This window comes from Nocardia sp. NPDC051929, from assembly GCF_044548645.1.
Taxonomy (GTDB): Bacteria; Actinomycetota; Actinomycetes; order Mycobacteriales; family Mycobacteriaceae; genus Nocardia; species Nocardia sichangensis.
Map to the genome: position 1 here is coordinate 240,157 of NZ_JBIUCG010000007.1, position 24,597 is coordinate 264,753.

Genomic DNA, 24,597 nt, shown 5'->3' on the forward strand with positions numbered 1-24,597 from the left:
GGCTTCATTCCGGGCGCGACCACACGGTCGCCAACGTGAACGGATGTCCGCGCAGGGCGGCCCATTTCGGTTTGCGGGCCAGCCACGCGTCGTCGACCAGTGCCTCGGCTACCTCGGTGAGGACCCAGCCCGCGGCCAAACCGGCCGACAGGTGCTCGCTGACCAAGTGCAGGTGGGTGCTGATCGCCACCGGTTCGCCGGAAGGGTCGGTGTAGTGCGTCGGCATTCCGGAAACCATGATGAATTGCGGGTGGTAGCTGACCAGTACGCAGCGCGCGCCCGGTGCGGCCAGCCGCCACGCCTCCGCGTAGAACGGCGCCAGCTCCGGTAGGTGCTCATCGATCAGCGACGCGATCACCAGGTCGTAGGCGCCTTCCGGCAGACCGGTGGCTCGCACGTCCGCTCGGGTCAGCGTGGTGTGGGCGCCGCGCTCGGCCGCCAACGCCAGCATCCCCTGGCTCACGTCGACGCCGTCGATGTGCGGTATTCCGCGGTCTCGCAACCAGGTTCCGGTTCGCCCGGTGCCGCAGCCGAGGTCGGCCGCGCGCCGCACCCGGCCGAGGTCCAGCCGTAGTCGCCCGAGCAGAGCGAGATCCATCTCGTCCAGGACGGTCTGTTCGTAGGTGGGGGCCCAACCGTCGTACCCCGTGGCCACGTCGACGGTGCGGTAGTCGCGGCGATCGAAATCGGCGAAGGAGGGCATGCGGCGAGTATTGCTCCGAGTTCGCCCACGCGCCAGGGATTTTTCGCGCCGGTCGAAACACCAATGTGGGCAACGAACTTCGCGATGGCGCGGGTATCGGACCTGGTAAGTGCCGTTCGAACTGCGTTTTCGCCGTTGGGTGATCAGCGATACACCACGCCGGGGTATGGCATGACTGCCGGTATCCTCCTATGTCGTGGATCTGACGCTTGGCCAGGTGACATTCGGAGACGTGCGGATCGCCTATCGGGATTCGGGGGTGGGTGCGGTCAGCGACATCCCTGTGCTGCTCGTGCACGGCATGGGCGGCGACGGGTACACCTGGGACCGGTTCGCGCGTGTTCTCGTGCGATCCGGACGCCGCGTGATCATCCCCGATCTCCGCGGACACGGCCGTAGCTCACACACCGATTCCTATCTCTTCGACGAGTTCGGCGACGATCTGCTGCGCCTGTGCGACCACCTGGAACTGCCCGTGGTGGATCTGGTCGGGCATTCGCTCGGCGGTTACGCGGTGTCGCGCGTCGCGCAGGAGCGCCCGGAACTGGTGCGCAGGCTGGTCATCGAGGAATGCCCGCTCCCGCTGCGGTCCGGCGCCGAGGAATTGCGCCTGACCCGCCGGTTTCCCACCGCGCCCGAACTGTGGCACGCCACTTCCAGCCTGGTCCGGCACCCGCGCGCGGTGCTCGCCTTCGACCGCTCCATGACGAAGACCGCGCTGGAGCAGTTCCGTAAGCCGAACCCGGAGTGGTGGGACCGACTCTCCGACATCACCGCGCCCACCTTGGTGTTGTGCGGCGGACCGGGCGGCATGGTCGATCCGGAGAAACTCGCCATCCTGCAAGAAAGCATCACCGACTGCACGGTGACCACCTTCACCTGCGGCCACAGCATCCACCGCGACCGCTACTTCGACTTCGCCGCAACCGTCCGCCCATTCCTGGCGGGTTGAACCGCGAGTGGCACATGGTTGTGGCGGTCACGGACGCCTTACCAGTGCGTGCCGGGGACCCAGCGGGCGGCGCGGCGTAGGGCCGTGCCGGTGAGGCGGCGTGTGGTTGATCGGGGGCGGGGCTGGGGGTGTGGTTCGGCCGGTTCTTCGGGGGTGGTCGACTCGCCTTTGGCTGCGGGGGAGTCGGGTAGCGCGCGGTAGTAGCGGTGTAGGACGCGGTCGCGGATCTTCGGGGTGAGCAGCGCGCCGTATTCGGCGATGGTGCCCAAAGGCACGTCGATGCGCTTGGGCCGTTCGGTCAGGGCGCGCACGATGGTCGCGGCCGCCCACTCGGGCGACTCGGCGGGGCCCTGGTCGCCGCTCGGGGTGATCATGGGCGTGCGCACCAGCGGCATGTGGATGGTGGTGAACGTGACGCCGTCCGCCATGGTCTCGACGGCTGCCACCTCGGTGAACTTGTCCAGTGCCGCCTTGCTGGCCAGATATGCCGAGAACCGCGGCGTGGCCACCTGCACGCCCGCGCTGCTGATGTTGACGACGTGCCCGAACTTGCGTTCCCGCATCTGCGGCAGCAGGGCCAGCGTCAGCCGCAGCGCGCCGAAGTAGTTGACGGCCATGGTGCGTTCGAAGTCGTGCAACCGGTCGGTGGAGCGGTGGATGGCGCGGCGGATGGAGCGGCCGGCGTTGTTCACCAGCATGTCCACGTGACCGTGTTCGTCCAGGACGGTTTTGATCACCTGGTCGACGGAATCGGAATCGGTGATGTCGCAGGAGTACCCGTAGGCCGAGCCGCCCGCCGCCCTGATCTCGTCGACGACCGCGGCGAGTTCCTCACCACGGCGCGCGAGCAGGAACACGGTGGCGCCCTTGCCTGCGACCGCGAGCGCGGCCGCCCGCCCGATCCCGGAGGATGCCCCGGTGATGAGGACATGCCGCCCGGTGAGGTCGCGGTTGTGGCGCCGGCGGCGGGCGGGCTCAGCGGGGGCGTCGGTCATCGCTGCTGCTCCTTTGCAGGTCTGGTGGCCATGAACTTACTCCAAAGTAAGTTCCCTGCCAAGTGCTCTCGGTCGCATCCGGGATCGGCCGCCCCCGGTCGTCGCGGCGTGTCGCGCCGGTGCGGCCTGCCGGTTCGAGAACCGCACGCGGCCTGGGGATTTGCGAATGCGCGAAACGGATCGAACAACTCTCGAAACGTTCGAACATATGTGCGATACTCAGCGCATGTCGGACGATCGGATGGCGGAGGTGTTTGCCGCGGTGCGGCTCGGTGGCGTCGACCCCGCGGCGGGGCGACGGGCGTTGGAAAAGCTCTGGGACGAACTCGGCGAACACGGCGGGGTGTTGCAGCGCTGCGTGGTCGCACATCATCTCGCCGATCTCCAGGAGGAGCCCGCCGAGGCGCTGCGCTGGGATCAGCGCGCGCTGGCCGCGGTGTTCGGGCCCGGTGTGCCGCTCGATGAAGGCCTGCGCGGCTTCTTGCCGTCGCTCTACTTGAACCTGGCCGACAGTCATCGCCGGGTCGGCGAGTTCGAAGTGGCCAGGATGCAGTTGGCCATCGCGCGCGGGCATCTCGACGTCCTCGCCTCCGATGCCTACGGCGCGCTCATCCGGACTCGTCTGAAAGGTGTCGAGGCTGCTCTGTCCGCCGGTTCCGTGGAGCGTCTCCGGGCGTCCTGACCTGCCTGTACATCGTCCGTCTTCGAATGTATGTTCGAGACGAGGAGGTGAGTCGTGAGCTGGGGAAACGGTCCGCCCAGCTGGGCGGAGATGGAGCGGGTGCTGTCCGGGCGGCCGAGCCCCGATGTGACGTATCCGGGCGACGGCGGCGACAGTCCGGCGTGGTCGCGTAAGCGCGGCGAGTACCGGCCCGAGCCGGTGCGCCCTGTCGATGAACCGACGGTCCCGTACGCGGAGCTGCACGCGCATTCGGCCTACAGCTTCCTGGACGGTGCGAGCCAGCCGGAGGAACTGGTGGAGGAGGCGGTGCGGCTCGGCCTGACGGCGATCGCGCTCACCGACCACGACGGCTTCTACGGCACCGTCCGTTTCGCCGAGGCGGCCAAGGAATGGGGCATGCCCACCGTCTTCGGAGCCGAACTGTCGCTCGGCACGGCACTCGAACCACACGTGCCGGGCGCCGTGCGCGGGCACGCCGCCGCCCCCGACTCGGCGCCGCGCACCGGCGCGTCGGACCCGGCCGGGCCGCACCTGCTGGTGCTGGCCCGCGGCCAAGAGGGCTACCGCAGGCTTTCCCGAGAGATCGCCGCCGCGCACATGGCCGCAGGGGAGAAGGGCATCCTGCGCTACGACCTCGACACGCTCACCGCGGCGGCCGAGGGGCACTGGCACATCCTGACCGGATGCCGGAAGGGTCACCTGCGCCAGGCGCTCGAACTCGACTCGCGCGCGGGCAGCACCCGGCTCGAGCGTTCGGAAGCCGCGTTGCGGGAACTCACCGACCGCTTCGGCGCCGATCGGGTGAGCGTGGAACTCACCCATCACGGCATCCCGGAGGACGACGAGCGCAACGCTCATCTCATCGCCCTGGCCGATCGTCTCGGCCTCCCGGTGCTCGCCACCACCGGAGCGCATTTCGCCGCACCGAGCGGGCGTCGCCGAGCCATGGCGCTCGCGGCGATCCGGGCCAGGCAGAGCTTGGACGAGATAGCGGGCTGGCTGGCCCCTGCGGGCGGTGCGCACCTGCGGTCCGGGGCGGAGATGGCGCGGTTGTTCGCCGACTGCCCGCAGGCGGTGGCGAACGCGGCGGCCCTGGCTCGCGAATGCGCCTTCGACCTGCAGTTGATCGCTCCGAACCTGCCGCCCTTCGACGTGCCCGCCGGACACGACGAGCAGTCCTGGCTGCGCGAACTCGCCATGGCGGGCGCCGCGGCGCGCTACGGGACTCCCCAGGAGAACCCGGAGGCCTACCGGCAGATCGAGCACGAGCTCGCGGTGATCAACGACCTGGAATTCCCCGGTTACTTCCTGGTGGTGCACGACATCGTCAGCTTCTGCAAGGACAACGACATCCTCTGCCAGGGCCGCGGGTCGGCGGCCAACTCCGCGGTCTGCTACGCGATCGGCATCACCAATGTCGACCCGGTGCGCAACCACTTGCTGTTCGAGCGTTTCCTCTCCCCGGAGCGCGACGGCCCGCCGGACATCGACGTCGACATCGAATCCGATCGCAGAGAAGAGGCGATCCAACACGTCTACCGCAAGTACGGCCGCGAATACGCCGCGCAGGTGGCCAATGTGATCACCTATCGCGGCAAGTTCGCGGTGCGCGATGCCGCACGGGCGCTGGGCTTCTCGCCCGGCCAGCAGGACGCGTGGAGCAAGCAGGTGAGCCGCTGGACCGGCGTGGGCGCGGAGACGAACACCGACATCCCCGCCGAGGTGCTGGAACTGGCCGCCGATATCGAGGGGCTGCCGCGGCATCTCGGCATCCATTCCGGCGGCATGGTGATCTGCGACCGGCCGATCGCCGACGTCTGCCCGGTGGAATGGGCGCGCATGTCCGGCCGCAGCGTCCTGCAGTGGGACAAGGACGATTGCGCGGCCATCGATCTGGTGAAGTTCGACATGCTCGGCCTCGGCATGCTCTCCGCGCTGCACTACATGATCGACCTGGTGCGCGAGCACGAAGGCGAGACCGTCGAGCTGCACGCGCTCGACCTGGCCGAACCCGAGGTCTACGAGATGCTTTCGCGCGCGGACTCGGTCGGTGTCTTCCAGGTGGAGTCGCGTGCGCAGATGGCCACCCTGCCCCGGCTGCGCCCGCGCAGCTTCTACGACCTGGTGGTCGAGGTGGCGCTGATCCGCCCCGGCCCGATCCAGGGCGGGTCGGTGCATCCCTATATCCGCAGGCGCAACGGGGCCGAGGACGTCGTCTACGACCATCCGGCGCTGAAGAATTCGCTGGAACGCACGCTGGGCGTGCCGCTGTTCCAAGAGCAGCTCATGCAGATGGCCGTCGACGTCGCCGGATTCACCGCCGTGGAGGCCGATCAGCTGCGCCGCGCCATGGGCTCCAAGCGGTCACCGGAGCGCATGGAACGTCTCAAAGCGCGGCTCTACCAGGGCATGCGGGAGCGGCACGGCATCACCGGCGAGGTCGCCGACCGTATCTACGAGAAGCTCTACGCCTTCGCGAATTTCGGCTTTCCCGAGAGTCATTCGCAGAGCTTCGCCTCGATCGTCTACTACTCGGCCTGGTTCAAACTGCATCATCCCGCCGCCTTCTGCGCGGGTCTGCTGCGCGCCCAGCCGATGGGGTTCTACTCGCCGCAATCACTGGTCGCCGACGCGCGCAGGCACGGGGTCGTGGTGCACGGTCCCGACGTCAACGCCAGCCGCGCCGAGCCCACCCTCGAGGCGAAGGGCACCGAAGTGCGCCTCGGTCTCGCCGCGATCCGCCAGATCGGCGACGACCTCGCCGAGCGCATCGTCGCCGCCAGGGGCGAGCGACCCTACACGTCTTTCCTCGACCTGACCAGCCGGGTGGAACTCACTGTCGCGCAAGCGGAATCGCTCGCCACGGCGGGCGCGCTCGGCAGCCTGGGCAGCGCCCGCCGGGAAGCGCTCTGGGCGGCGGGCGCCGCCGCGGGTGAGCGCCCGGACCGGTTGCCCGGCACCGGCGCGTCCACCACCGCGCCCGTCCTGCCCGGGATGAGCGATCTGGAGACGGCCGCCGCCGACGTCTGGGCCACGGGCGTTTCGCCGGGCAGTTACCCGACGCAGTTCCTGCGCTCCCACCTGGACGCCCTCGGCGTCATACCCGCCTCCGGCCTGCGCACCGTGCCCGACGGCTCGCGGGTCCTGGTGGGCGGCGCGGTGACGCATCGGCAGCGTCCCGCGACCGCGGAGGGCATCACCTTTCTCAATCTGGAAGACGAAACCGGCATGGTGAACATCGTCTGCTCGCTGGGGCTGTGGCGGCGCTACCGGCGCCTGGCCCAAGGCGCGGCCGCGCTGCTCATCCGCGGGCGGGTGCAGAATGCCGAGGGCGTGGTCAGCGTGGTCGCCGAACATCTGCAGCGCATGGATCTGCGGATGGCGTCCAAATCGCGCGACTTCCGTTGAGCCGGTTGCTTTAAGGAAGTGTTAGAAGCGTTCTAGAGAACCGTTATGCGCGGCTTTTCGCGCAGTGCGAACGGCTACTGTGCCAGGCATGAGGAAGCTTGCTGTGCTGTGCGTCGGCGCGCTGGGGTTGATCTTGCTCACCGGCTGCGGTGACGACAACGCGGCACCCGCTCGGGATCGGACGCCGACGATCGTCACCGGGCCGGGACCCGCGGCTCCCGCGCTCGTGCCCCCGGGACTGCACGAGCAGGCGCCGCCCAAGCGGGAGGACAACTCCGGCGCCGAACCGACGTCCGCCCGCAAGGAGGTGGTCACCGGCAGCGTCGAGATCACCGCGGACGCGCCGGTCACCGCGGCGGGCACGATCATCGACCAGGTGCGCGCCGCGGGCGGCCGAGTCGACAGCCGCACCGAGCAGCCCGGCACCGACGACACCGAGCCAAGCGCCACGCTCGTCGTCCGGCTGCCCGCGGACAAGACCGACGCGTTCATCGCGGGCCTCGGCGGGGTCGGACAGATCACCCGGGTCACCACCAATCGCGACGACGTCACCATGCACTGGGAGGACCTGGACGCGCGGATCAAGGCACTGCAAGCCTCGGTCGACCGGCTGCGCGGACTCATCGCGGGCGCCACCACCACCTCCGACCTGATCGCCGCCGAGCAGGCGCTGTCCAGCCGCCAGGGTGAGCTGGACAGCCTCACCGCGCAGAAGCGCAGGCTCGACGACCAGGTCGCCCTGTCCACGCTGACCATCGACGTCACCACCGATCACAAGAACTCCGGCGACGACCCCGACAACTTCTGGGACGGCATCGTCTCCGGCTGGAACTCGCTGGTGGACTGGCTGCAGGACGCGATGGTGTTCAGCGGCAAAGCGATTCCGTGGCTGGGCTTCCTCGCGGTGGTAGCCGCTGTGCTGTGGGGGATCGTGCGCCTGGTGCGGCGGCGCAAGCCCACGCCTGGTGCGGGAGAATCGGCACCGGAGCCGGTGAGCAGCGCCTCGGATGGCGCGGAGACCAGCGCAGGAGGCAAGAGTGCCGACGGTGGTAAGGGCGACGATCAAGCCGAACAGCCGTAAGGGACCGCTGGTGGAGACCCTCGACGACGGGAGCCTGCAGCTGTACGTGCGGGCTCCCGCCGTCGAAGGCAAGGCCAACAAGGCCGCCATCGAGTTGCTCGCAGGCCACTACGGAGTCCCCAAGTCCGCCGTCCGGCTGACGGCGGGTGCGACCTCCCGCTTCAAACGATTCGAAATCGACATGCCTTGACGTCGCCGCCGCAGCTCAAATGCCGCCGGGGAATCCGAGTTGGCGCCATGCTTCGTAGACGGTCACCGCGGCCGCGTTGGAAAGGTTCATGGAGCGGCGACCGGGCAGCATCGGGATGCGCAGCCGGTCGGTGATGCGCGGATCGGCCAGCACCTCCGCGGGCAGGCCGGTGGGTTCGGTGCCGAACAGCAGCACGTCGTTCTCGCGATAGGCCACGTCCGTGAACCGAGTGGTGCCCTGGGTGGTGAACGCGAAAACTCGCTCCGGGCGCAGTACCTCCCATGCCGCCGCCAGATTCGGGTGCACCGTCACCGACGCCAGATCGTGGTAGTCCAACCCGGCCCTGCGCAACTTCGGCTCCGACAGATCGAATCCCAACGGCTCGATCAGATGCAGATGACACCCGGTCCCCGCGACCAACCGGATCGCGTTGCCGGTATTCGGCGGAATGCACGGCTCATGGAACATCAGATGGAACACGACGCATCAGTCAACCAGGTCACCGGAGCCGTCCGCCCGCACCCCACACGAGTGGCACACCGCCGCGGGGAGTACTCGCGATTCGCCGCAGCCATGCGCCACTCGTCGACCACCGGACCGGTCTGCAAGAATCGGGAAGGTGACCGATGCCGATACGCCTATCGCCCGGGCCGGACGCCGCGGTTCGGGAGCGGAGTTCTTGCGTTCTCATCTGCCGATGGTCGTCGTGACGCTGGTCATCGTGGTGGCGGTGGTGTTCGTGGCGTCCGATCGTTGGCGGCGCGGGACGTTCTTCTTCGGCGGTGCGACGCTGCTGGCGGCGGCATTCCGGCTATGCCTGCCGACTACCCGGGTGGGGCTGCTGGCGGTGCGCAGCAAGCCGTTCGACGTCGGCGCGCTGACGCTGCTGGGGTCGAGCATCCTGTTCCTCGCGGCCACGATCAACACGCTCGGCGTCGGCTGAGGGCGGGCGACCCAGCGATGGCCGGGTCGCCCTTGTGCTCAGCGGGCAGCGGCGAATCGCTCGGCGAAGACCGTCCGCTCGCGCGGACGACGCCCCGGGTGCGGAGGGGCGGCGTCGCTGTAGCCGATGGTGACCAGTACCGCGATGGCGAGATCTGCCCGGTCGCCGATACCGATGGCCTGCTTCACCGACTCCGCGTCCCAGCCGTTCATCGGCGCCGAGGCCAAGCCGAGCCCGGTCGCCGCGAGCATCGCGTAGGTGGCCGCGATCATCGCGTTCTTGACGGCGTTCTCCCGCAGCAGTCCGCGCTGTTCCAGCGCCAAATACTCGGCGCGTGTGTCGAACATGGCGGTGAACTCGGCGTTCCACGCGCCGTTGCGACCGGCTAGTTCGGCGATGTCGGCGTTGCGGTCTCGCCAGGCGGCGGCGTCGGCGACGAAGACCAGCACCACCGGCGCCTCCCTCGGCTGCGGCTGGCCGAACGCCGCCTCCGACAGCGCGGCGCGGCCGGATTCGCTGGTCACCACCACGATCGACCGGTCCTGCATATTCCATGCGCTCGGCGCTTGCATCGTCAGCTCGAGCAACTCTTCGATCAGTTCGGGTGCCACCGGGTCGGGGCGATAGTGCCGCACCGTGCGACGTCCACGGATCGCATCGGCTACCGAAAGTGTCTTTGTCTCCATATTTCTAACTATCGGAGAGTCACACTCCAATGGGAAGAAGGCACTATTTGGTGCGCTACACTCTAATAGGTGCCCACTTATATAGAAGGTTCCGGCCTACCCGCCGACGTGTACTCCGCGAAGTGCCCCACGCGGGAGATCCTCGACCACATCGCGGGGAAATGGACGGTCCTGATCATCGACGCGCTCGCCGACGGCACCATGCGCTACACCGATCTGCGCCACCGTATCGATGGCATCTCCCAGAAGATGCTGACGCAGACGTTGCGGCAACTGGAGAGCGACGGTTTCGTCACGCGCACAGTGCATCCCACGATCCCGCCACGAGTCGACTACACGCTGACAGGGCTGGGGCACAGTCTGCGCACGCCGATAGCGGCGCTGCGGGAGTGGATCGAAACCAACATCAACCGCATCGAAGCGGCGCGGCGAGCCGCAGCGCTCTGAGAGTGGACGGCATCACGGCGCGAGGTACCGATCAGTGCGGGCGCGAGGGGAAGTGGACCCTTGTCAGCGTTCGGGGCGCACACCGGCGCGGGCCAGGCGCATGGTCTCGGTCAGCAGTTTGGACACCGCCGCCGCCTCGGTGAGGAATCCGTCGTGCCCGTCGCGGGAGTGCACGATCTCCAGTCCGTCGCATCCGGGCAGCAGATCGGCGAGTTCCTGCTGGGTCCGCAGCGGATAGAGCCGGTCGGAGTCGACGCCGCCGACCACGCACGGCACCGGCGTCGCCGAGAGCGCCGCCTCGATGCCGCCCCGGCCGCGGCCGACGTCGTGGCGGTTCATCGCCTCGGTCAGCAGCACATAGGTGGCGGGATCGAAACGCTTGCAGAGCTTTTCGGCCTGATGGTCCAGGTAGCTCTGCACCGCGTAGCGTCCGCCGTTCCACGGGTCCTCGTCGCCCTGCGGCTTGTTCTCGAACCGGTGATCCAGCTCGAACTCGGTGCGGTAGGTCAGGTGCGCGATCCGCCGGGCCAGCGCCATCCCCGTCGTCGGGGCGCGGCCGGTGCCGTGATAGTCGCCGCCCTGCCAGTCCGGATCGGACGTGATCGCCGCGATCTGGGTGGTCTGGGTGCCGATCTGATCGGCGGTGGCGCGGGCTCCGACCGCGAGCACCAGCGCCGCGGCGACCCGATCCGGTGCGCCGACCATCCACTCGAGCACCCGCATACCGCCCATCGACCCGCCGACCACGGCCGCGAGCCGCTCGACACCGAGCAGGTCGAGCAGAGCGGCTTCGGCGGTCACCTGATCGCGGATGGAGATCTCGGGAAAACGCGAGCCCCACGGCTTTCCGTCCGGAGCGGCAGTGGACGGCCCGGTGCTGCCCTTGCAGCCGCCGAGCACGTTCGTCGCGAGCACACACCATTCGTCGGTGTCCAGCGGCGCGCCGGGACCGACCATGCCGTCCCACCAGCCGGGCAGCGGGTGCACGCCGTCGGGCTTGCCGACGACGTGCGAGTCGCCGGTCAGCGCGTGTTCGACCAGCACGATGTTGTCCATGCCGGGGGAGAGCTCACCCCAGCGTTGTACCGCGAGGTGGACGTCCGGGATGACCGCGCCGTTCTCCAGCCGCACGTCTCCGATGGCGATGGTGCCGAGCTGTCCATCCGGGGGCGGCAGGGCGATGCCGGAGGTCCGCGCGATCGGTTCGGTGTTCACGGTCATGTCGCCGCCCCCGCGAAACCGGCGGGCGGAGGATCCGGGAGGAAGCGCACGACCCCGAACTCGGCACCACGGCTGTGTGGGGCCGACTGCGCCGGGCCTCGCTCGGCCCCGGGCGCGGTGAATTCACTCATGGTTTGCTCCCAAGCAGGTGTTCGCCGGTACAGCAGGGGTTAGCGGTGTGTGGGTAACGAACAACAACACATGCCGGCGACCTCCTGTTACGCGCTTGCTCCCGGCTCTCGGGAGCCAGGTCATCACCCGGAGCACCCCACCGCGGCTGGAGGGTTGCCGACCAGCGAGCCGGGGCTTGACGCTGGTACTCATGACCTGCCCGGCATCATAACCGGCGGGCGGTCAGCGCCCGAAATCCTCCGTCGAACTCACTGGTCCGCAGCGGTCGGTGCCCCGCAGCAGGTGCGCACGAACTCGTCGTAGGCCTCGGTGAACGCCGCCCGCCCCGCCCTGGCCGCGACCGCCAGGTCGTCGTCGAGGAACACATCGTCGGAGCACTCCATGCCGATGTGGCCGATCAGTTGCCAGGTGCCGACGATCAGCCGCACCGGGCGCGCGTCCGGCGTGGTGCCGAGGCGCTCGGCGACCACGGCGGCGATCGCGTGGTTCTTGTCGTCGGCGTGCTCCATGCTGCGCGCGCTGACCGACGGGCTGCTGCGCAGAATCCGCTGCATCTTCTGGAACTGCCGGAACGACAGCGGATCCGCCTCGCCCGCCGCGGCGGCTTCATCGACCACGTGCAGGAAGGCCTGGCGCAGCGCCCCGAGTTCGTTGCCCGTGCGGGGCAACTCGCGCAGCGTCTCGGCGATGGTCTGCCCGAAATCCTGCACGGGCCCCAGGACGATGTCTTCTTTGCTGTCGAAATAGCGGTTGATCGTGCGCGGCGAGACGTCCGCGGCGTTGGCGATCTGCTCGATCGTGGTGGCGTCGAAGCCCTGTGTGTCGCACAGATCCAGGGCCGCGGCGATGATCCGCAGCCTGGTCTGTTGCTTCTTGCGTTCGCGCAGGCCCTGGGTCGCCGGGCCGCCGGCGGCGCGGTCGGCCGCTGCGCCCGCGCCCGTCGGCGCCGATAACTCGAGCATGCCCCCATGTTAACGCAACCTGCCGTTTTCCTGTCCGTAACGGTCAAATGTCGTAACACGACATTTTGCGCTTGACGACAAATGTCGCTCGATGACAGGATTGCTCCGGACACCGAGGACGAGGAGAAGACCGTGACCGAAACCGCGACAGCGGTGCACGCGCCGCAGCGGGCGAGCGGTTCAGCGCGTTGGCTCGCGCTGGGAGTGATCGCGTTAGCCCAGCTCATGGTGGTGCTGGACGCCACCATCGTGACGATCTCGCTGCCGTTCGCGCAGCGGGATCTCGACATCAGCGACGGCAACCGGCAATGGATGCTCACCGCCTACACGCTGATCTTCGGTGGCCTGCTGCTGCTCGGCGGCAGGCTGGCCGACTACCTCGGCCGACGCCGGATCTTCATCGTCGGCCTGATCGGCTTCGCGAGTGCGTCGGCGCTGGCCGGTCTCGCGCAGACCGGCGCGGAACTGTTCGCCGGACGCGCGTTGCAGGGCGCGTTCGCCGCACTGCTGGCTCCGGCCGCGCTCTCGCTGCTGTCGGTGACCTTCACCGAGCCTGGCGAGCGGGCCACCGCGTTCGGTGTGTTCGCGGGCATCTCCGCGGGTGGTGCGGCGCTGGGGCTGATCGCCGGTGGCGCGCTCACCGAATACGCCTCCTGGCGCTGGTGCCTGCTGGTCAACACGCCGATCGCGCTGATCGCGCTGCTCGGCGCGCTGGCCTGGGTGGCGAAGGACGTGCCCGCGCCGCGCAGCGGGGGATACGACGTGCCAGGAGCCGTCACCGTGACGCTCGGTCTGATCTCCATCGTGTACGGCTTCAGTCGTGCCGCCGACGACGGCTGGCTGGCGGGCAGCACGCTGGCGCTGCTGGTCGCCGGGCTGGCCTTGCTCGTCGCCTTCGTCGCGATCGAACGGCGCTCGGCGAACCCGCTGCTGCCGTTGCACATCCCGGGTGAGATCAACCGGGGCGGCGCGTTCCTCGCCGCGCTGCTCATCCCGATCGCGATGTTCGCGATGTTCCTGTTCCTGAGCTTCTACTTCCAGATCACGCTGGGCTACTCCGCCCTGAAGGCGGGCTTCGCGTTCCTGCCCTTCCCGGCGGGCATCGCGATCTCGGCGGGTGTCACCAGCGCTCTGCTGCCGAAGCTCGGCCCGCGTCCGCTGATGCTGGCCGGGGCCGTGCTGGGCGTCGTCGGCCTGGTGCTGCTGGCTCAACTGAGCTTCGGTGACAGCTTCCTCGCCGGTGTGCTGCCCGCTCAGGTGCTCATCGCGCTCGGTATGGGTCCGCTGTTCGTCGGCATGCAGACGGTCGCGCTGCATCAGGTGGAGGAAGAGGACTCCGGCGTCGCTTCCGCGCTGCTGAACGCGGCGCAGCAGGTCGGCGGGGCGGTCGGCACGGCGCTGCTGACCACCATCTCGGTGCAGGTCGCCAAGACCTTCGCGCATGACAACCCTGGCATCGACAACTTGGCCGCGCGGGCCGCGATCCACAGTTACGACGTGGCCTTCTACGTCGGCGCCGGGTTCTTCTTGGCGGCCGTCCCGATCATCGCGCTGATGATCCGGGACCGGCCGGAGAACCTGATCGAAGGTTCCGAGGACGGGGCACGGCTTCCGGTCGCGGTCTGATCCACCGGAACGAGGTCCGCGCGGCGTGCTGACGCCGCGCGGGCCTCGTCGTGTGCCAGGCGGTTGCTGTGCTGGAACGGAAGGCGGATCATGGCGGCGACGGCGGTTGCGCGGGTGCCCGCCGAGGCGCTGGAAGGCATTGCCTACCAATCGGTAGCAAAGGTGGTCCAGCTCACTCCGGGGGCTGCCCGTGCGGTGAGGACTTCGGCAGCAGTACGCTTGTCTTGTTTGCACCACATGTCCCGCCGACAACGCGGGACATATACGTTGTCTGTTGGAACAGCTGGGGTCCGCTCACAAGCGTGTTCGCCTGGCCGTGCAATGAGGGCACCATCCTAGGAGGACACGAAGATCCATGTCCAAGATCAAGGTTGAAGGCACCGTCGTAGAACTCGACGGCGACGAGATGACCCGGATCATCTGGCAGTTCATCAAGGACAAGCTGATCCACCCCTATCTCGACGTGAACCTCGAGTACTACGACCTCGGCATCGAATACCGCGACAAGACCGATGATCAGGTCACCGTCGACGCCGCCGAAGCCATCAAGAAGCACGGCGTCGGTGTGAAGTGCGCCACTATCACCCCGGACGAGGCGCGAGTCAAGGAATTCGGCCTCAAGAAGATGTGGCGGTCGCCCAACGGCACCATCCGCAACATACTGGGTGGCACCATCTTCCGGGCCCCGATCATCATCTCGAACGTTCCGCGGCTGGTGCCGGGCTGGACCAAGCCGATCATCATCGGCCGTCACGCCTTCGGCGATCAGTACCGCGCCACCGACTTCAAGGTGTTCCAGGGCGGTACCGTCACCGTGACCTTCACCCCGGACGACGGCAGCGAGCCGATCGTGCACGAGGTCGTGAAGATGCCCGAGGAGGGCGGTGTCGTCCTGGGCATGTACAACTTCCGCAAGTCCATCGAGGACTTCGCGCGGGCGTCGTTCAACTACGGCCTGCAGCAGAACTATCCGGTGTACATGTCGACGAAGAACACCATCCTCAAGGCCTACGACGGCATGTTCAAGGACACGTTCCAGGACATCTTCGACGCCGAGTTCAAGAGCCAGTTCGACGCCGCGGGCCTGACCTACGAGCACCGGCTGATCGACGACATGGTCGCCTCCTCGATGAAGTGGGAGGGCGGCTACGTCTGGGCGTGCAAGAACTACGACGGCGACGTGCAGTCCGACACGGTGGCGCAGGGCTTCGGCTCGCTCGGCCTGATGACCTCGGTGCTGCTGACTCCGGACGGCCGCACCTGTGAGGCCGAGGCCGCCCACGGCACCGTCACCCGGCACTACCGCCAGCACCAGCAGGGCAAGCCGACCTCGACCAACCCGATCGCGTCCATCTTCGCCTGGACCCGCGGGCTCGAGCATCGCGGCAAGCTGGACAACACCCCCGAGGTCATCGGCTTCGCGCAGACCTTGGAGGACGTCGTCATCAAGACCGTCGAGGGCGGCCAGATGACCAAGGATCTCGCGCTGCTCGTCGGCGGTGACCAGGGCTATCTGAGCACCGAGGAGTTCCTCGGCGCGCTGGACGCCAACCTGGCTCGCGCGCTGCGCTGATCCCGGGGCCGAGCCGCGTCGCTCGGCCGACTCCGGCGCTGGGTGGTCACCCAGCGCCGGGCTGAACATCGGGCACCCGCCCCACCTCCGGTGGAACGGGTGCCCGGACTGTTTCGCGACCGATTCGCTGGGGGCGTCGGCCCGTCGCGCATGCCTCGCGATGTCGCCGCTTGTCAGCTCGCGCCGACTCCGGCGGGATCGAGCAGGCCCGCGAAAGCGCGGGTGAAACCGGCCGCCCCGTTGCCGCGTTCGACCTCCGTTTCGAACAGTCGCAGCAGGGGATCGAGCAGATCGGTCGCCACGCCTTGCTTGCGGCTGGCCGTGCGGATGTCGCGTGCTCGGCCTGCGCGGCGAGGGAGCCGCTGTACAGCAGTATCGGCGGATGCGCATCGCCGGGGCGCGGCGATCTTCCGGCGCGGGCATGGCCCGAGCCGATAGCTGGCACCGCGACGATGCTCGAAGGTGGCGGGCCGACTACGGTCGCCCGTCCGTATTGGGCGAATTCTCCTGTTCACCTGCGTAGTTCGTCGGCGGCACGTGGGCGAACTCACGTTCGCTGGGGAAGCGATCGCAGGCCGAGGCCGGTTACATGAACACGTGACCAGCGCCCTGACCACCAGCACCTCCGCGCCGCCCGGACGAACCGATTGGCACGTGCCCGCGATGCTCGCCCTGGCCATCGGCGGATTCGGGATCGGGACCACCGAATTCGTCACCATGGGTTTGCTGCCGGACATCGCGTCGGCGATGCGGGTCTCCGAGCCGACCGCGGGGCACGCGGTATCGGCCTACGCGCTCGGTGTGGTGATCGGCGCGCCACTGATCGCGGCGCTGTGCGCGCGGATGCCGCGCAAGCGCCTGCTCGTCGCGCTCATGGTGGCGTTCACCCTGGGAAATGTGGCGACCGTCCTGGCGCCCTCGTTCGAGACGCTGGTTCTCGCGCGATTCGTCTCAGGTTTGCCGCACGGTGCCTACTTCGGTGTCGCCTCGTTGGCCGCCGCCACTCTCGCCCCGGTAGGGCAGCGGGCAAAGGCGGTTGCCGCGGTTATGCTGGGATTGAGCGCCGCCAATGTTGTCGGCGTTCCCGCCGCTACTTGGCTCGGCCAGCATCTCGGCTGGCGCGATGCGTTCGTGGTCGTCGCGCTCATCGGAGTGACCACCGTGGCGGCGCTGCTGCGCTTCGTGCCGGAACTCACCGGCATCACGGTGACCAACCCGATGACCGAACTCGGCGCGCTGCGTCGCCCGCAGGTACTGCTGACGCTGCTGGTCGGCGCCGTCGGGTTCGGCGGCATGTTCGCCGTCTACACCTACATCGCGACAACACTCATCGACGTGGCGGGTCTGCGGGCCGGCGCGGTTCCCTTGGTGTTGATGCTGTTCGGCGTGGGCATGGTGATCGGGAACATCGTCGGCGGCGTGTTCGCCGATCGCGGCGTGGACCGCGCCATCCTGGTGTCGATGGTCGCGATGACCGTCATCCTCGGTGGCTTCGTCGCCGCCGCGCACAACCCGTACACCGCGGCCTTCGGCGCGTTGCTGGTCGGCGCGTCCGGAGCTGCCTTGGCGCCGGCACTGCAAACCCGTCTGATGGACTTCGCGGCCGACGCCCAGACCCTCGCCGCCGCCCTCAACCACGCCGCCTTGAACATCGCCAACGCCGCGGGCGCCTGGCTCGGCGGCCTGGTCATCGCCGCGGGCCTCGGTTACACGGCTCCGGCCGTGGCCGGGGCGGCCCTCGCGGCGATCGGCGTCGCGTTGTTCACAGTGACCGCTTGGACCGCGCGGAGATCACGCCCGCAGCGAGCGACGCGGTAGCGATGTCGAAGCGGGCCCCGAGGTCGTCGGCGGCTTGTCGGGATTGGGACTCGCCGGGTCGGGCGCGGACTATCCGGCGGGGCGGCCGGCCAGGGCGCGGCCCGCGATGTCGTGCAAGTGCGCCGAGGCGCGTCGCCACCGGCGGCGGGCGCGCTCGTCGTCCGGGTCGATGAAATTCGAGATCAGGATTCCGCGCAGCGCGTCCATGGCCGTGTAGATGAAGTCGCGCGCTTCCTTGCGGCGCACGTCGTCCGGCACGAAGCGGGCGACCGCAAGCAAGACGGCGTTGTTGACGAACGGCTCGACCTTCTCCATCGCCGCGGCCAGCACCGGATCGGTCCGCCCCGCCACCCACAGTTCGACGGTCGCGATGAACAGCGGACCCTGGTGCAGGTCCCACAGGAACTCCAGCGCCGCGGCCACCGGATCGTCGCCGGTTTCGACCCGCGACATCTCCCGCATGGCGGTCTCGGCGCGCAGTTGCGCCAGGTGGCTGATCGCGGCCACCACCAGATCGGTCTTCGAGCCGAAGTGATGGACCTGCGCCCCACGGGTCACCCCGGCGCGCTCGGCCACCCGCGGCGTCGTGGTGCCCGAGTAGCCGTACTCGACCAGACAGTCCACCGTCGCGTCCAGCAGCCGGGTGCGCATCTCGGTGCTGCGCTGTTCCTGCGTCCGGCGCTGCTGCTTCACGACTACGCTCCTGGCCACCGCCCGATCCTACACTTACATACAGTGCTGTATGTTCCGCCGTTTCGGCGGGGAAATGGGCGATATCGAGGCTGCCGGGCGGACGGCATCCGACTGCGGCCGAGCGCGCCTTCGGAGGCGGTGCTGATGAAAACATGCATGTCTCACTGTATGTATCAAGTGAAATGCAATCGGCTGGTTACTGGGGTCGTGGTCGCGCTTCCGCGCGGACCTCTTGCTCACTTACATACAACCTTGTATGTTTGTTTTCGCTCGTTCGGCCGCTCGCGGCGTACGCACAATCTGAGGAGTTCGATGACGAACAAGGTCTACGTCGTCGGTGTCGGCATGACGAAGTTCGAGAAGCCGGGCCGCCGCCTGGTCGAGGAAGCCGACGGCACTACTCGCGCCTGGGACTACCCGGACATGGCCAGGGAATCGGGCACCAAGGCGCTCGCGGACGCGGGCATCAGCTACGACCTGGTGGAACAGGCCTACGTCGGCTATGTGTACGGCGAATCCACCTCGGGCCAGCGCGCCGTCTACGAACTCGGCATGACCGGCATCCCGGTGGTCAACGTGAACAACAATTGCTCCACCGGTTCGACGGCGCTGTATCTCGCGGCCCAGGCGATCCGGGGCGGCCTGGCCGAATGCACGCTGGCGCTGGGCTTCGAGAAGATGCAACCCGGTTCGCTGGGGTCCACCTGGGACGATCGCGAGCAGCCGATGGCCAAGCACATCATGGCGCTGGCCGAGATCTCCGAGGTGCTGTTCCCCGTGGCGCCGTGGATGTTCGGCGCGGCCGGGCGCGAGCACATGAAGCAGTACGGCACCACCGCCGAGCACTTCGCCAAGATCGGCCACAAGAACCACAAGCACTCGGTGAACAACCCGTATTCGCAGTTCCAGGACGAATACACCCTCGAAGACATCCTCGCCTCGCGGATGATCTACGACCCGCTGACCAAACTGCAGTGCTCGCCGACTTCCGACGGGTCCGGCGCGGTGATCCTCGCGAGCGAGGACTTCGTCGACGCCCACGATCTCGCCGGGCAAGCGGTGGAGATCGTCGGCCAGGCGATGACCACCGACTTCGCCTCGACTTTCGACGACACCGCCAAGAACCTGATCGGCTACGACATGAACGTGCATGCCGCGAGGAAGGTCTATCAGCAGTCCGGGCTGGGCCCGGAGGACTTCCAGGTCATCGAGCTGCACGACTGCTTCTCGGCCAACGAACTGCTGCTCTACGAGGCGCTCGGCCTGTGCGGCGAGGGCGAGGCGGGGCAGCTGATCGACGACGGCAAGACCACCTACGGAGGCAAATGGGTGGTCAACCCCTCCGGCGGGTTGATCTCGAAAGGGCATCCGCTCGGCGCGACCGGTCTCGCGCAGTGCTCCGAGTTGACCTGGCAGCTGCGCGGAGCGGCGGACAAGCGGCAGGTGGACGGCGTCACCGCCGCTCTGCAACACAACATCGGCCTCGGCGGCGCGGCCGTCGTCACCGCCTACCAGCGCGCCGACCGCTGAACGCCGACCAACTCGACGAGGAGTGCGACACATGGGACATATCGAAGCCACCAAGGACGTCAACGCCGCCCCCGAAGCCCTGTGGGCGGTCGTCTCCGACCCGCAGACCTGGGACAAGTGGTTCACCATCCACGAACGCTTCATGGAGGAGCCGCCCGCCGTGCTCAGCGCGGGCGCCAAGCTGGTCGCCAAGATCGTGATGCTCGGCATGGCGAACAAACTGGAATGGACCATCGTCGCGGTGGACGCGCCGAACAAGCTGACGCTCGGCGGCACCGGCATGGCCGGCGTGCGGACGGAGTTCACCTTCGACATCCGGCCCAACGGCGAGGGCAGCACCATCCTCGTGTCGGGTGACTTCGAGGGCGCGTTGATCAAGGGCGCGCTCGGCAAAGCGGTGGAGAAGGACGGCATCAAACAGCTCGATCGTTCGCTCGACCAACTCGACACGTTGGCCTCGGCGGCATGAGCGGTCAGGCCCGGAGGCGGCGGCGGAGCGTGACCACGCAGGGCCACGCTCGTGCCGGAAAGGATGCGGCATGAGCGCCGAAACGAGCGCTCGCACAGTCGAGTTCGACGACAGCGGCTTGGAGACGTGGTCCGACGAGGACCGTTTCGCGGTCACCGCCGAGCGGATCGCGGAGTACGCCGCCGCGACGAACGATCCGATCGCCGCGCACCTGGCCGGTACGGTGGCCGGACCGGTCTTCGCCATCGTCCCGGTCTTCGAGGCCATGATGATGCCCGTCATCGACGTCGCGCCGATGGACATCTTCGGCCGGGTCGTGCACGGGGAGCAGGACTTCCACTTCCACCGCGCGATCCGCCCCGGCGACCGGCTGGTGTCGCGCGCCAAGGCGATCGGCTACGCCAGCCGCCCCAACGGAACGACCATCACCATTCGCATCGAATGCCGGACCGAGGCGGGAGAACCGGTCAACGACCAATACCTCACCGCTTTCTTCCGCAACATCGATGCGGGCAAGACGGTCGGCGCGGCCGCTCCGGCGCACAAGTTCGACGAACGGCTGCGCGAGCAGGACCCGGTCGCCGTCGTGGCGCAGCATGTGGACCACGACCAAACCTTCCGCTACGCACCGGCGTCCGGCGATCCCGTGCCGCTGCACCTGGACGAGCAGGTCGCCAAGGACGCCGGACTGCCCGGCATCATCGCGCACGGGCTGTGCACCATGGCGTTCGCGTCCTGGGCGGTGCTGACCGAAGTCGCGGAGTCGGATGTGCACCGGCTCAGGCGCTTCGCGGTGCGCTTCGCAAAGCTGGTCTTTCCCGGCGACGACCTGGAGACCCGCATCTGGAAGGCGGGCTCCGCCGACGGCGTCACCCGCTACGCCTTCGAGACCGTGCGCGGCGACGATGTCGTGCTCAGCGACGGACTGGCCGAGATCGCCGACTGACATCCATCGCGCGGCGGCACGGTGTCCGCCGCGCCCTTTCCCCTTCGCCGGATTCGGCACGACTACAGGAGATAGACAACACATGGGCGTACTGGCCGGGCGGGTCGCCGTCATCACCGGCGCGGGTCGCGGCATCGGCCGCGAGCACGCGTTGCTGTTCGCGAAGGAGGGCGCCGCCGTGGTCGTCAACGATCTCGGCGGCAGCAACGCGGGCGAGGGGACCGATGCCGGTCCCGCCCAGGAGGTGGTGCGCGAGATCGTCGCCGCGGGCGGGAAGGCGGTGGCCAACACCGACGACGTCGCCACCTGGGACGGTGCGCAGAAACTGGTCGAGCAAGCGGTCAGAGAGTTCGGCGGCCTGGACGTCGTCGTCAACAACGCGGGCATCCTGCGTGACGCGTTTATCGCGGGCATGGACGAGTCGCAATGGGACGCGGTGATCGCCGTGCACCTCAAAGGCCACGCCGCGGTGCTGCACCATGCCGCCGCGTATTGGAAGCAGCAGTCCAAGGCGGGCAATCAGCCGAACGCGGCCGTGATCAACACGGCATCGGCGTCGGGCACCACCTTGCCCAACCCGGGACAGGCCAATTACGGCGCGGCCAAGGCCGGGATCGCCGCGCTGACCCTGGTGGCCGCCGACGAACTAGCGCGCTACGGCGTGCGGGTCAACGCGATCGCGCCGATCGCGCGCACCCGGCTCACCCTGGCCACACCCGGCATGGGCGAGATGCTGGCGGCCGAAGCGGAGGAGTCCGACGGCGGGTTCGACGCCTTCGCCCCGGCCAATATCGCGCCGCTGGTCGCCTACCTGGCCGCCGAAGACTGCCCGATCACCGGCAAGGTGTTCGCGGTGCAGGGCGGCGCGATCTCCGAGCTGGCCGGTTGGCACGATGTGAAGACCATCGAGACCGAGGGGCCCTGGCTGATCGACGACATCGCCGCCCGGCTGCCCTGACCTCGGGGAATGTGAGGAGAACGACGATGTTCGAATGGTCCGAGACCGATGTCATGATCCGCGATGCCGTCCGGGCGTTCATCGACAAGGAGATCCGCCCGAATCTGGACGCGCTCGACAGCGGTGCACTGCCGCCGTACCCCGTGATCCGGAAGTTGTTCCGCGAGTTCGGGATCGATGTGATGGGCGGCGAGGCCGTGCAGAAGATGCTGGCCAGGCAGGCGGCGCGGGAGAGCGCTCCCGCCGAAGCGGAACGGAAGCCGAAGTCATCCGGCTCGAGCCCGTTCGCCGGACAGGAATCGCTGATGGCGGTGCTCATCGGCGAGCTGTCCGGAGTGTGCATGGGCCTGGTCTCGGCGATGGGCGTGAGCATCGGTCTGGGCGCGACCACGATCATGTCGCGGGGCACGCTGGCGCAGAAGCAGCGCTGGCTGGAGGACATCGTCACCATGCGGAAGGTCGCGTCCTGGGCGATCACCGAACCGGACTCCGGTTCCGACGCGTTCGGCGGCATGAAGACCTACGTCAAGCGCGACGGCGAGGATTACCTGCTCAACGGCCAGAAGACGTTCATCACCAACGGCCCCTTCGCCGACGTGATGATCGTCTACGCGAAGCTCGACGACGGCGCGGGCGGCGACAAGCGCGACCGCAAGGTGCTCGCCTTCGTGCTGGACAAGGGCATGCCCGGCCTCACCCAGGGCAAGCCGTTCAAGAAGATGGGCCTGCACTCCTCCCCGACCGGCGAGCTGTTCTTCGACAACGTGCGCCTCGGCCGGGACCGCCTGCTCGGCGAAACCGAAGAACACAAGGGCGGCGACGGCAGGGACAGCGCCAGGTCCAGCTTCACCTCCGAGCGCGTCGGCGTGGCCTTCATGGCGCTGGGCATCATCAACGAGTGTCATCGGCTGTGCGTGGAGTACGCCAAGAACCGCAAGCTCTGGGGCCAGGAGATCGGACGGTTCCAGCTGGTCCAGCTGAAACTGGCGAAGATGGAGATCGCGCGGATCAACGTGCAGAACATGGTGTTCAACACGCTGGAGCGGGGACGGGCGGGCAAACCCCCGACCCTGGCCGAGGCCTCCGCGATGAAGCTGTACGCCTCCGAGGCCGCCACCGAGGTGGCCATGGAAGCGGTGCAGCTGTTCGGCGGCAACGGCTACATGACCGAGTACCGCGTGGAGCAACTCGCCCGCGACGCCAAGTCACTGATGATCTACGCGGGCAGCAACGAGATCCAGGTGACCCACATCGCGAAAGGGTTGCTCGCGCAGTAGTTTCCGAATCGGCTGGCTCGCCGTACGCACTGCGCGGTGAGCTACGGCCGCGCGCAACCAAATCGGCCCGACCACCGGTCGTGGGCGGGGAGACCGAGCCCAGCCGGTTGACGATCCGGCTCGTGCCCGGTTTGTCCACCGCAACAGTGGCCGGCTGGCCATAGAGCGGTCATCATCACCCACCGTCGCCGCGTTCGGGCGTGTCGGAACGGGCACTCGGGAGGCCGCGTGCACTTGGTCCTGAACTCGAAAGCCGACGTGCTCAGCGCACCATAACTACCTCTTTCGAGCGAAGCGAGACCGAGCCTGTTCCGTTCGCGAGCCATAAGAGGGCCGCGAACACCCAGCGCCGCAGGCGCTGGAAAGATCAACACAGCACACGCCGCGACGAAGTCGCGGCCGAACTACACAGCGCGTAGCCGGGTGCGGCTGGCGTAGACGTGTTCGGCGATGAGGGTGGCGATGCGGTCGGGCGCTTCCAGCATCGGCACATGGCCGACGCCGTTGACCAGGATGCGGTCGGCGGATTCGGGCAGTTCCTTCAGGTAGCGCCGCGCGTAGACGCGGTTGGGGATGACCCGGTCGTACTCCGACAGCAGCAGCCGGACCGGCGTCCGCAGGGTGGACAGGTCGTCCTGTGCCGGCGCCCGCATCGCGCCGAGAATCATCGGCACCATCGCCGGGCAATGCAGCGCGGCGGCGAGCGCGGCCGCGGCGTCGCGCCGGGACACCGCGGAGGCCTGCTTGCTCAACGCGAGCAATGCGACCCGCTGGGCGAGTGGGTTGCCGATCACGAATCCGCCCATGCGCTTGCCGATCTCGACGAGCGGTATCAGGGAGAGGAATTTCAGGTTGACCCGCCATTGGGTCAACGAGGGCGCGTGCCAGCCGCCCGCGGGCGCGATCAGCGTCAGGGTGCGGGCGCGTCCGCGGCGGGCGAGTTCGACGCCGACCAGTCCGCCGAGCGAGTTGCCCGCGATATGGCAAGTCCGCCAACCCAGTTCATCGAGCTGCTCGCAGATCCGGTCGGCCAGCGAACCCACGTCCACCGACGGGCCTCCGGTGGGCGCGCCGCCCCAGTGGCCCGCGAACGCGGGCGCGAACACCTCGCAGTGCGTCGACAGCCGCGCCGCCGTCTGCTCCCAGCAGTGCGGCGACATCATGAATCCGTGCAGCAACAGCAAGGGATCGCCGGATCCCACGTGCAATGCCTTGATCGGCTGGGGCTGTTTCGCCCGGGTGGATCCGCGCGCGGGGGCGGAGGAGGACTGGGAGGTGTCGGACGACATCGTCATCACCCCTTCC

Annotated in this window: 24 protein-coding genes and 1 riboswitch; of the genes, 15 read left to right on the forward strand and 9 right to left on the reverse strand. The window is 68.3% G+C overall.

Annotation, left to right across the window (positions count from 1 at the left end):
- Positions 1–4: 4 nt before the first annotated feature.
- Complete coding sequence (locus tag ACIHAX_RS11580; RefSeq protein ID WP_364437833.1) at positions 5–703, reverse strand: class I SAM-dependent methyltransferase; 699 nt, start codon at positions 701–703, stop codon at positions 5–7.
- Between the two features lie 196 nt (positions 704–899).
- On the opposite strand from ACIHAX_RS11580, the gene ACIHAX_RS11585 reads away from it, so the two are divergent.
- Entirely contained in the window at positions 900–1,655 is a 756-nt protein-coding gene (locus ACIHAX_RS11585) for an alpha/beta hydrolase (RefSeq protein WP_355079002.1), read from the forward strand.
- Positions 1,656–1,693: 38 nt separating this feature from the next.
- Here the strand turns inward: ACIHAX_RS11585 and ACIHAX_RS11590 are convergent, their stop codons facing one another.
- Positions 1,694–2,650, reverse strand: a complete 957-nt coding sequence (locus ACIHAX_RS11590) for an SDR family NAD(P)-dependent oxidoreductase (protein ID WP_355079004.1) — start codon at positions 2,648–2,650, stop codon at positions 1,694–1,696.
- A gap of 226 nt (positions 2,651–2,876) precedes the next feature.
- Here ACIHAX_RS11590 and ACIHAX_RS11595 point away from each other — a divergent pair, with 226 nt between their 5' ends.
- The 4 genes from ACIHAX_RS11595 (at position 2,877) to ACIHAX_RS11610 (ending at position 8,011) form a co-directional block, all read left to right on the forward strand.
- On the forward strand, positions 2,877–3,332 hold the full coding sequence (locus ACIHAX_RS11595) for a hypothetical protein (protein ID WP_356964698.1): 456 nt from the start codon (positions 2,877–2,879) through the stop codon (positions 3,330–3,332).
- A 54-nt stretch (positions 3,333–3,386) separates the two neighbouring features.
- On the forward strand, positions 3,387–6,740 hold the full coding sequence (locus tag ACIHAX_RS11600; RefSeq protein WP_397277169.1) for an error-prone DNA polymerase: 3,354 nt from the start codon (positions 3,387–3,389) through the stop codon (positions 6,738–6,740).
- Positions 6,741–6,828: 88 nt separating this feature from the next.
- A complete protein-coding gene (locus tag ACIHAX_RS11605) occupies positions 6,829–7,821 on the forward strand; it encodes a DUF4349 domain-containing protein (protein ID WP_397277171.1) in 993 nt (330 codons plus the stop codon).
- Complete coding sequence (locus ACIHAX_RS11610; protein WP_364437822.1) at positions 7,778–8,011, forward strand: DUF167 domain-containing protein; 234 nt, start codon at positions 7,778–7,780, stop codon at positions 8,009–8,011. Before ACIHAX_RS11605 ends, ACIHAX_RS11610 begins: the two co-directional genes overlap by 44 nt.
- Positions 8,012–8,026: 15 nt before the next feature.
- Here ACIHAX_RS11610 and ACIHAX_RS11615 read toward each other — a convergent pair whose 3' ends face one another.
- On the reverse strand, positions 8,027–8,491 hold the full coding sequence (locus ACIHAX_RS11615) for a tRNA (cytidine(34)-2'-O)-methyltransferase (protein ID WP_355079013.1): 465 nt from the start codon (positions 8,489–8,491) through the stop codon (positions 8,027–8,029).
- Between the two features lie 217 nt (positions 8,492–8,708).
- On the opposite strand from ACIHAX_RS11615, the gene ACIHAX_RS11620 reads away from it, so the two are divergent.
- On the forward strand, positions 8,709–8,954 hold the full coding sequence (locus ACIHAX_RS11620; protein ID WP_355079114.1) for a DUF3017 domain-containing protein: 246 nt from the start codon (positions 8,709–8,711) through the stop codon (positions 8,952–8,954).
- A 38-nt stretch (positions 8,955–8,992) separates the two neighbouring features.
- Here ACIHAX_RS11620 and ACIHAX_RS11625 read toward each other — a convergent pair whose 3' ends face one another.
- Positions 8,993–9,640, reverse strand: a complete 648-nt coding sequence (locus ACIHAX_RS11625; RefSeq protein ID WP_355079015.1) for a nitroreductase family protein — start codon at positions 9,638–9,640, stop codon at positions 8,993–8,995.
- Between the two features lie 69 nt (positions 9,641–9,709).
- Here ACIHAX_RS11625 and ACIHAX_RS11630 point away from each other — a divergent pair, with 69 nt between their 5' ends.
- Positions 9,710–10,087 (forward strand): helix-turn-helix domain-containing protein, encoded by a 378-nt coding sequence (locus ACIHAX_RS11630; protein ID WP_364437817.1) that lies wholly within the window; start codon positions 9,710–9,712, stop codon positions 10,085–10,087.
- A 63-nt stretch (positions 10,088–10,150) separates the two neighbouring features.
- On the opposite strand, the gene ACIHAX_RS11635 is transcribed toward ACIHAX_RS11630, so the two are convergent.
- Entirely contained in the window at positions 10,151–11,308 is a 1,158-nt protein-coding gene (locus tag ACIHAX_RS11635) for a homoserine O-acetyltransferase (RefSeq protein ID WP_397277174.1), read from the reverse strand.
- 217 nt (positions 11,309–11,525) lie between these two features.
- Positions 11,526–11,636: riboswitch (SAM riboswitch) on the reverse strand.
- 52 nt (positions 11,637–11,688) lie between these two features.
- A complete protein-coding gene (locus ACIHAX_RS11640) occupies positions 11,689–12,402 on the reverse strand; it encodes a TetR family transcriptional regulator (protein ID WP_355079021.1) in 714 nt (237 codons plus the stop codon).
- An 81-nt stretch (positions 12,403–12,483) separates the two neighbouring features.
- Between ACIHAX_RS11640 and ACIHAX_RS11645 the strand changes: the two genes are divergently transcribed.
- The gene (locus ACIHAX_RS11645) at positions 12,484–14,028 is read left to right on the forward strand and encodes an MFS transporter (RefSeq protein WP_397277176.1); all 1,545 of its coding nucleotides are present in this window, start codon (positions 12,484–12,486) and stop codon (positions 14,026–14,028) included.
- Between the two features lie 355 nt (positions 14,029–14,383).
- Entirely contained in the window at positions 14,384–15,601 is a 1,218-nt protein-coding gene (locus tag ACIHAX_RS11650; protein WP_355079025.1) for an NADP-dependent isocitrate dehydrogenase, read from the forward strand.
- A gap of 173 nt (positions 15,602–15,774) precedes the next feature.
- On the opposite strand, the gene ACIHAX_RS11655 is transcribed toward ACIHAX_RS11650, so the two are convergent.
- Entirely contained in the window at positions 15,775–15,903 is a 129-nt protein-coding gene (locus ACIHAX_RS11655; RefSeq protein ID WP_364437807.1) for a hypothetical protein, read from the reverse strand.
- Positions 15,904–16,264: 361 nt separating this feature from the next.
- Here ACIHAX_RS11655 and ACIHAX_RS11660 point away from each other — a divergent pair, with 361 nt between their 5' ends.
- Entirely contained in the window at positions 16,265–17,419 is a 1,155-nt protein-coding gene (locus ACIHAX_RS11660) for an MFS transporter (RefSeq protein ID WP_397277211.1), read from the forward strand.
- Positions 17,420–17,488: 69 nt separating this feature from the next.
- On the opposite strand, the gene ACIHAX_RS11665 is transcribed toward ACIHAX_RS11660, so the two are convergent.
- Positions 17,489–18,070 carry a TetR/AcrR family transcriptional regulator gene (locus tag ACIHAX_RS11665; protein WP_364437856.1) on the reverse strand — a complete coding sequence of 194 codons (582 nt, stop codon included), beginning with the start codon at positions 18,068–18,070 and terminating at the stop codon, positions 17,489–17,491.
- A 354-nt stretch (positions 18,071–18,424) separates the two neighbouring features.
- Between ACIHAX_RS11665 and ACIHAX_RS11670 the strand changes: the two genes are divergently transcribed.
- The 5 genes from ACIHAX_RS11670 (at position 18,425) to ACIHAX_RS11690 (ending at position 23,292) form a co-directional block, all read left to right on the forward strand.
- A complete protein-coding gene (locus tag ACIHAX_RS11670; RefSeq protein ID WP_364437804.1) occupies positions 18,425–19,642 on the forward strand; it encodes a lipid-transfer protein in 1,218 nt (405 codons plus the stop codon).
- Positions 19,643–19,673: 31 nt separating this feature from the next.
- Complete coding sequence (locus ACIHAX_RS11675; protein ID WP_356964688.1) at positions 19,674–20,111, forward strand: SRPBCC family protein; 438 nt, start codon at positions 19,674–19,676, stop codon at positions 20,109–20,111.
- Between the two features lie 70 nt (positions 20,112–20,181).
- Entirely contained in the window at positions 20,182–21,057 is an 876-nt protein-coding gene (locus ACIHAX_RS11680; protein WP_397277179.1) for a MaoC/PaaZ C-terminal domain-containing protein, read from the forward strand.
- Between the two features lie 82 nt (positions 21,058–21,139).
- Complete coding sequence (locus ACIHAX_RS11685) at positions 21,140–22,015, forward strand: SDR family oxidoreductase (protein ID WP_356964686.1); 876 nt, start codon at positions 21,140–21,142, stop codon at positions 22,013–22,015.
- 26 nt (positions 22,016–22,041) lie between these two features.
- Positions 22,042–23,292 (forward strand): acyl-CoA dehydrogenase family protein, encoded by a 1,251-nt coding sequence (locus ACIHAX_RS11690; RefSeq protein WP_397277181.1) that lies wholly within the window; start codon positions 22,042–22,044, stop codon positions 23,290–23,292.
- Positions 23,293–23,696: 404 nt separating this feature from the next.
- On the opposite strand, the gene ACIHAX_RS11695 is transcribed toward ACIHAX_RS11690, so the two are convergent.
- Positions 23,697–24,587: an alpha/beta hydrolase gene (locus ACIHAX_RS11695; RefSeq protein ID WP_355079039.1), complete on the reverse strand. Its 891-nt coding sequence runs from the start codon at positions 24,585–24,587 to the stop codon at positions 23,697–23,699.
- Between the last annotated feature and the right edge of the window lie 10 nt (positions 24,588–24,597).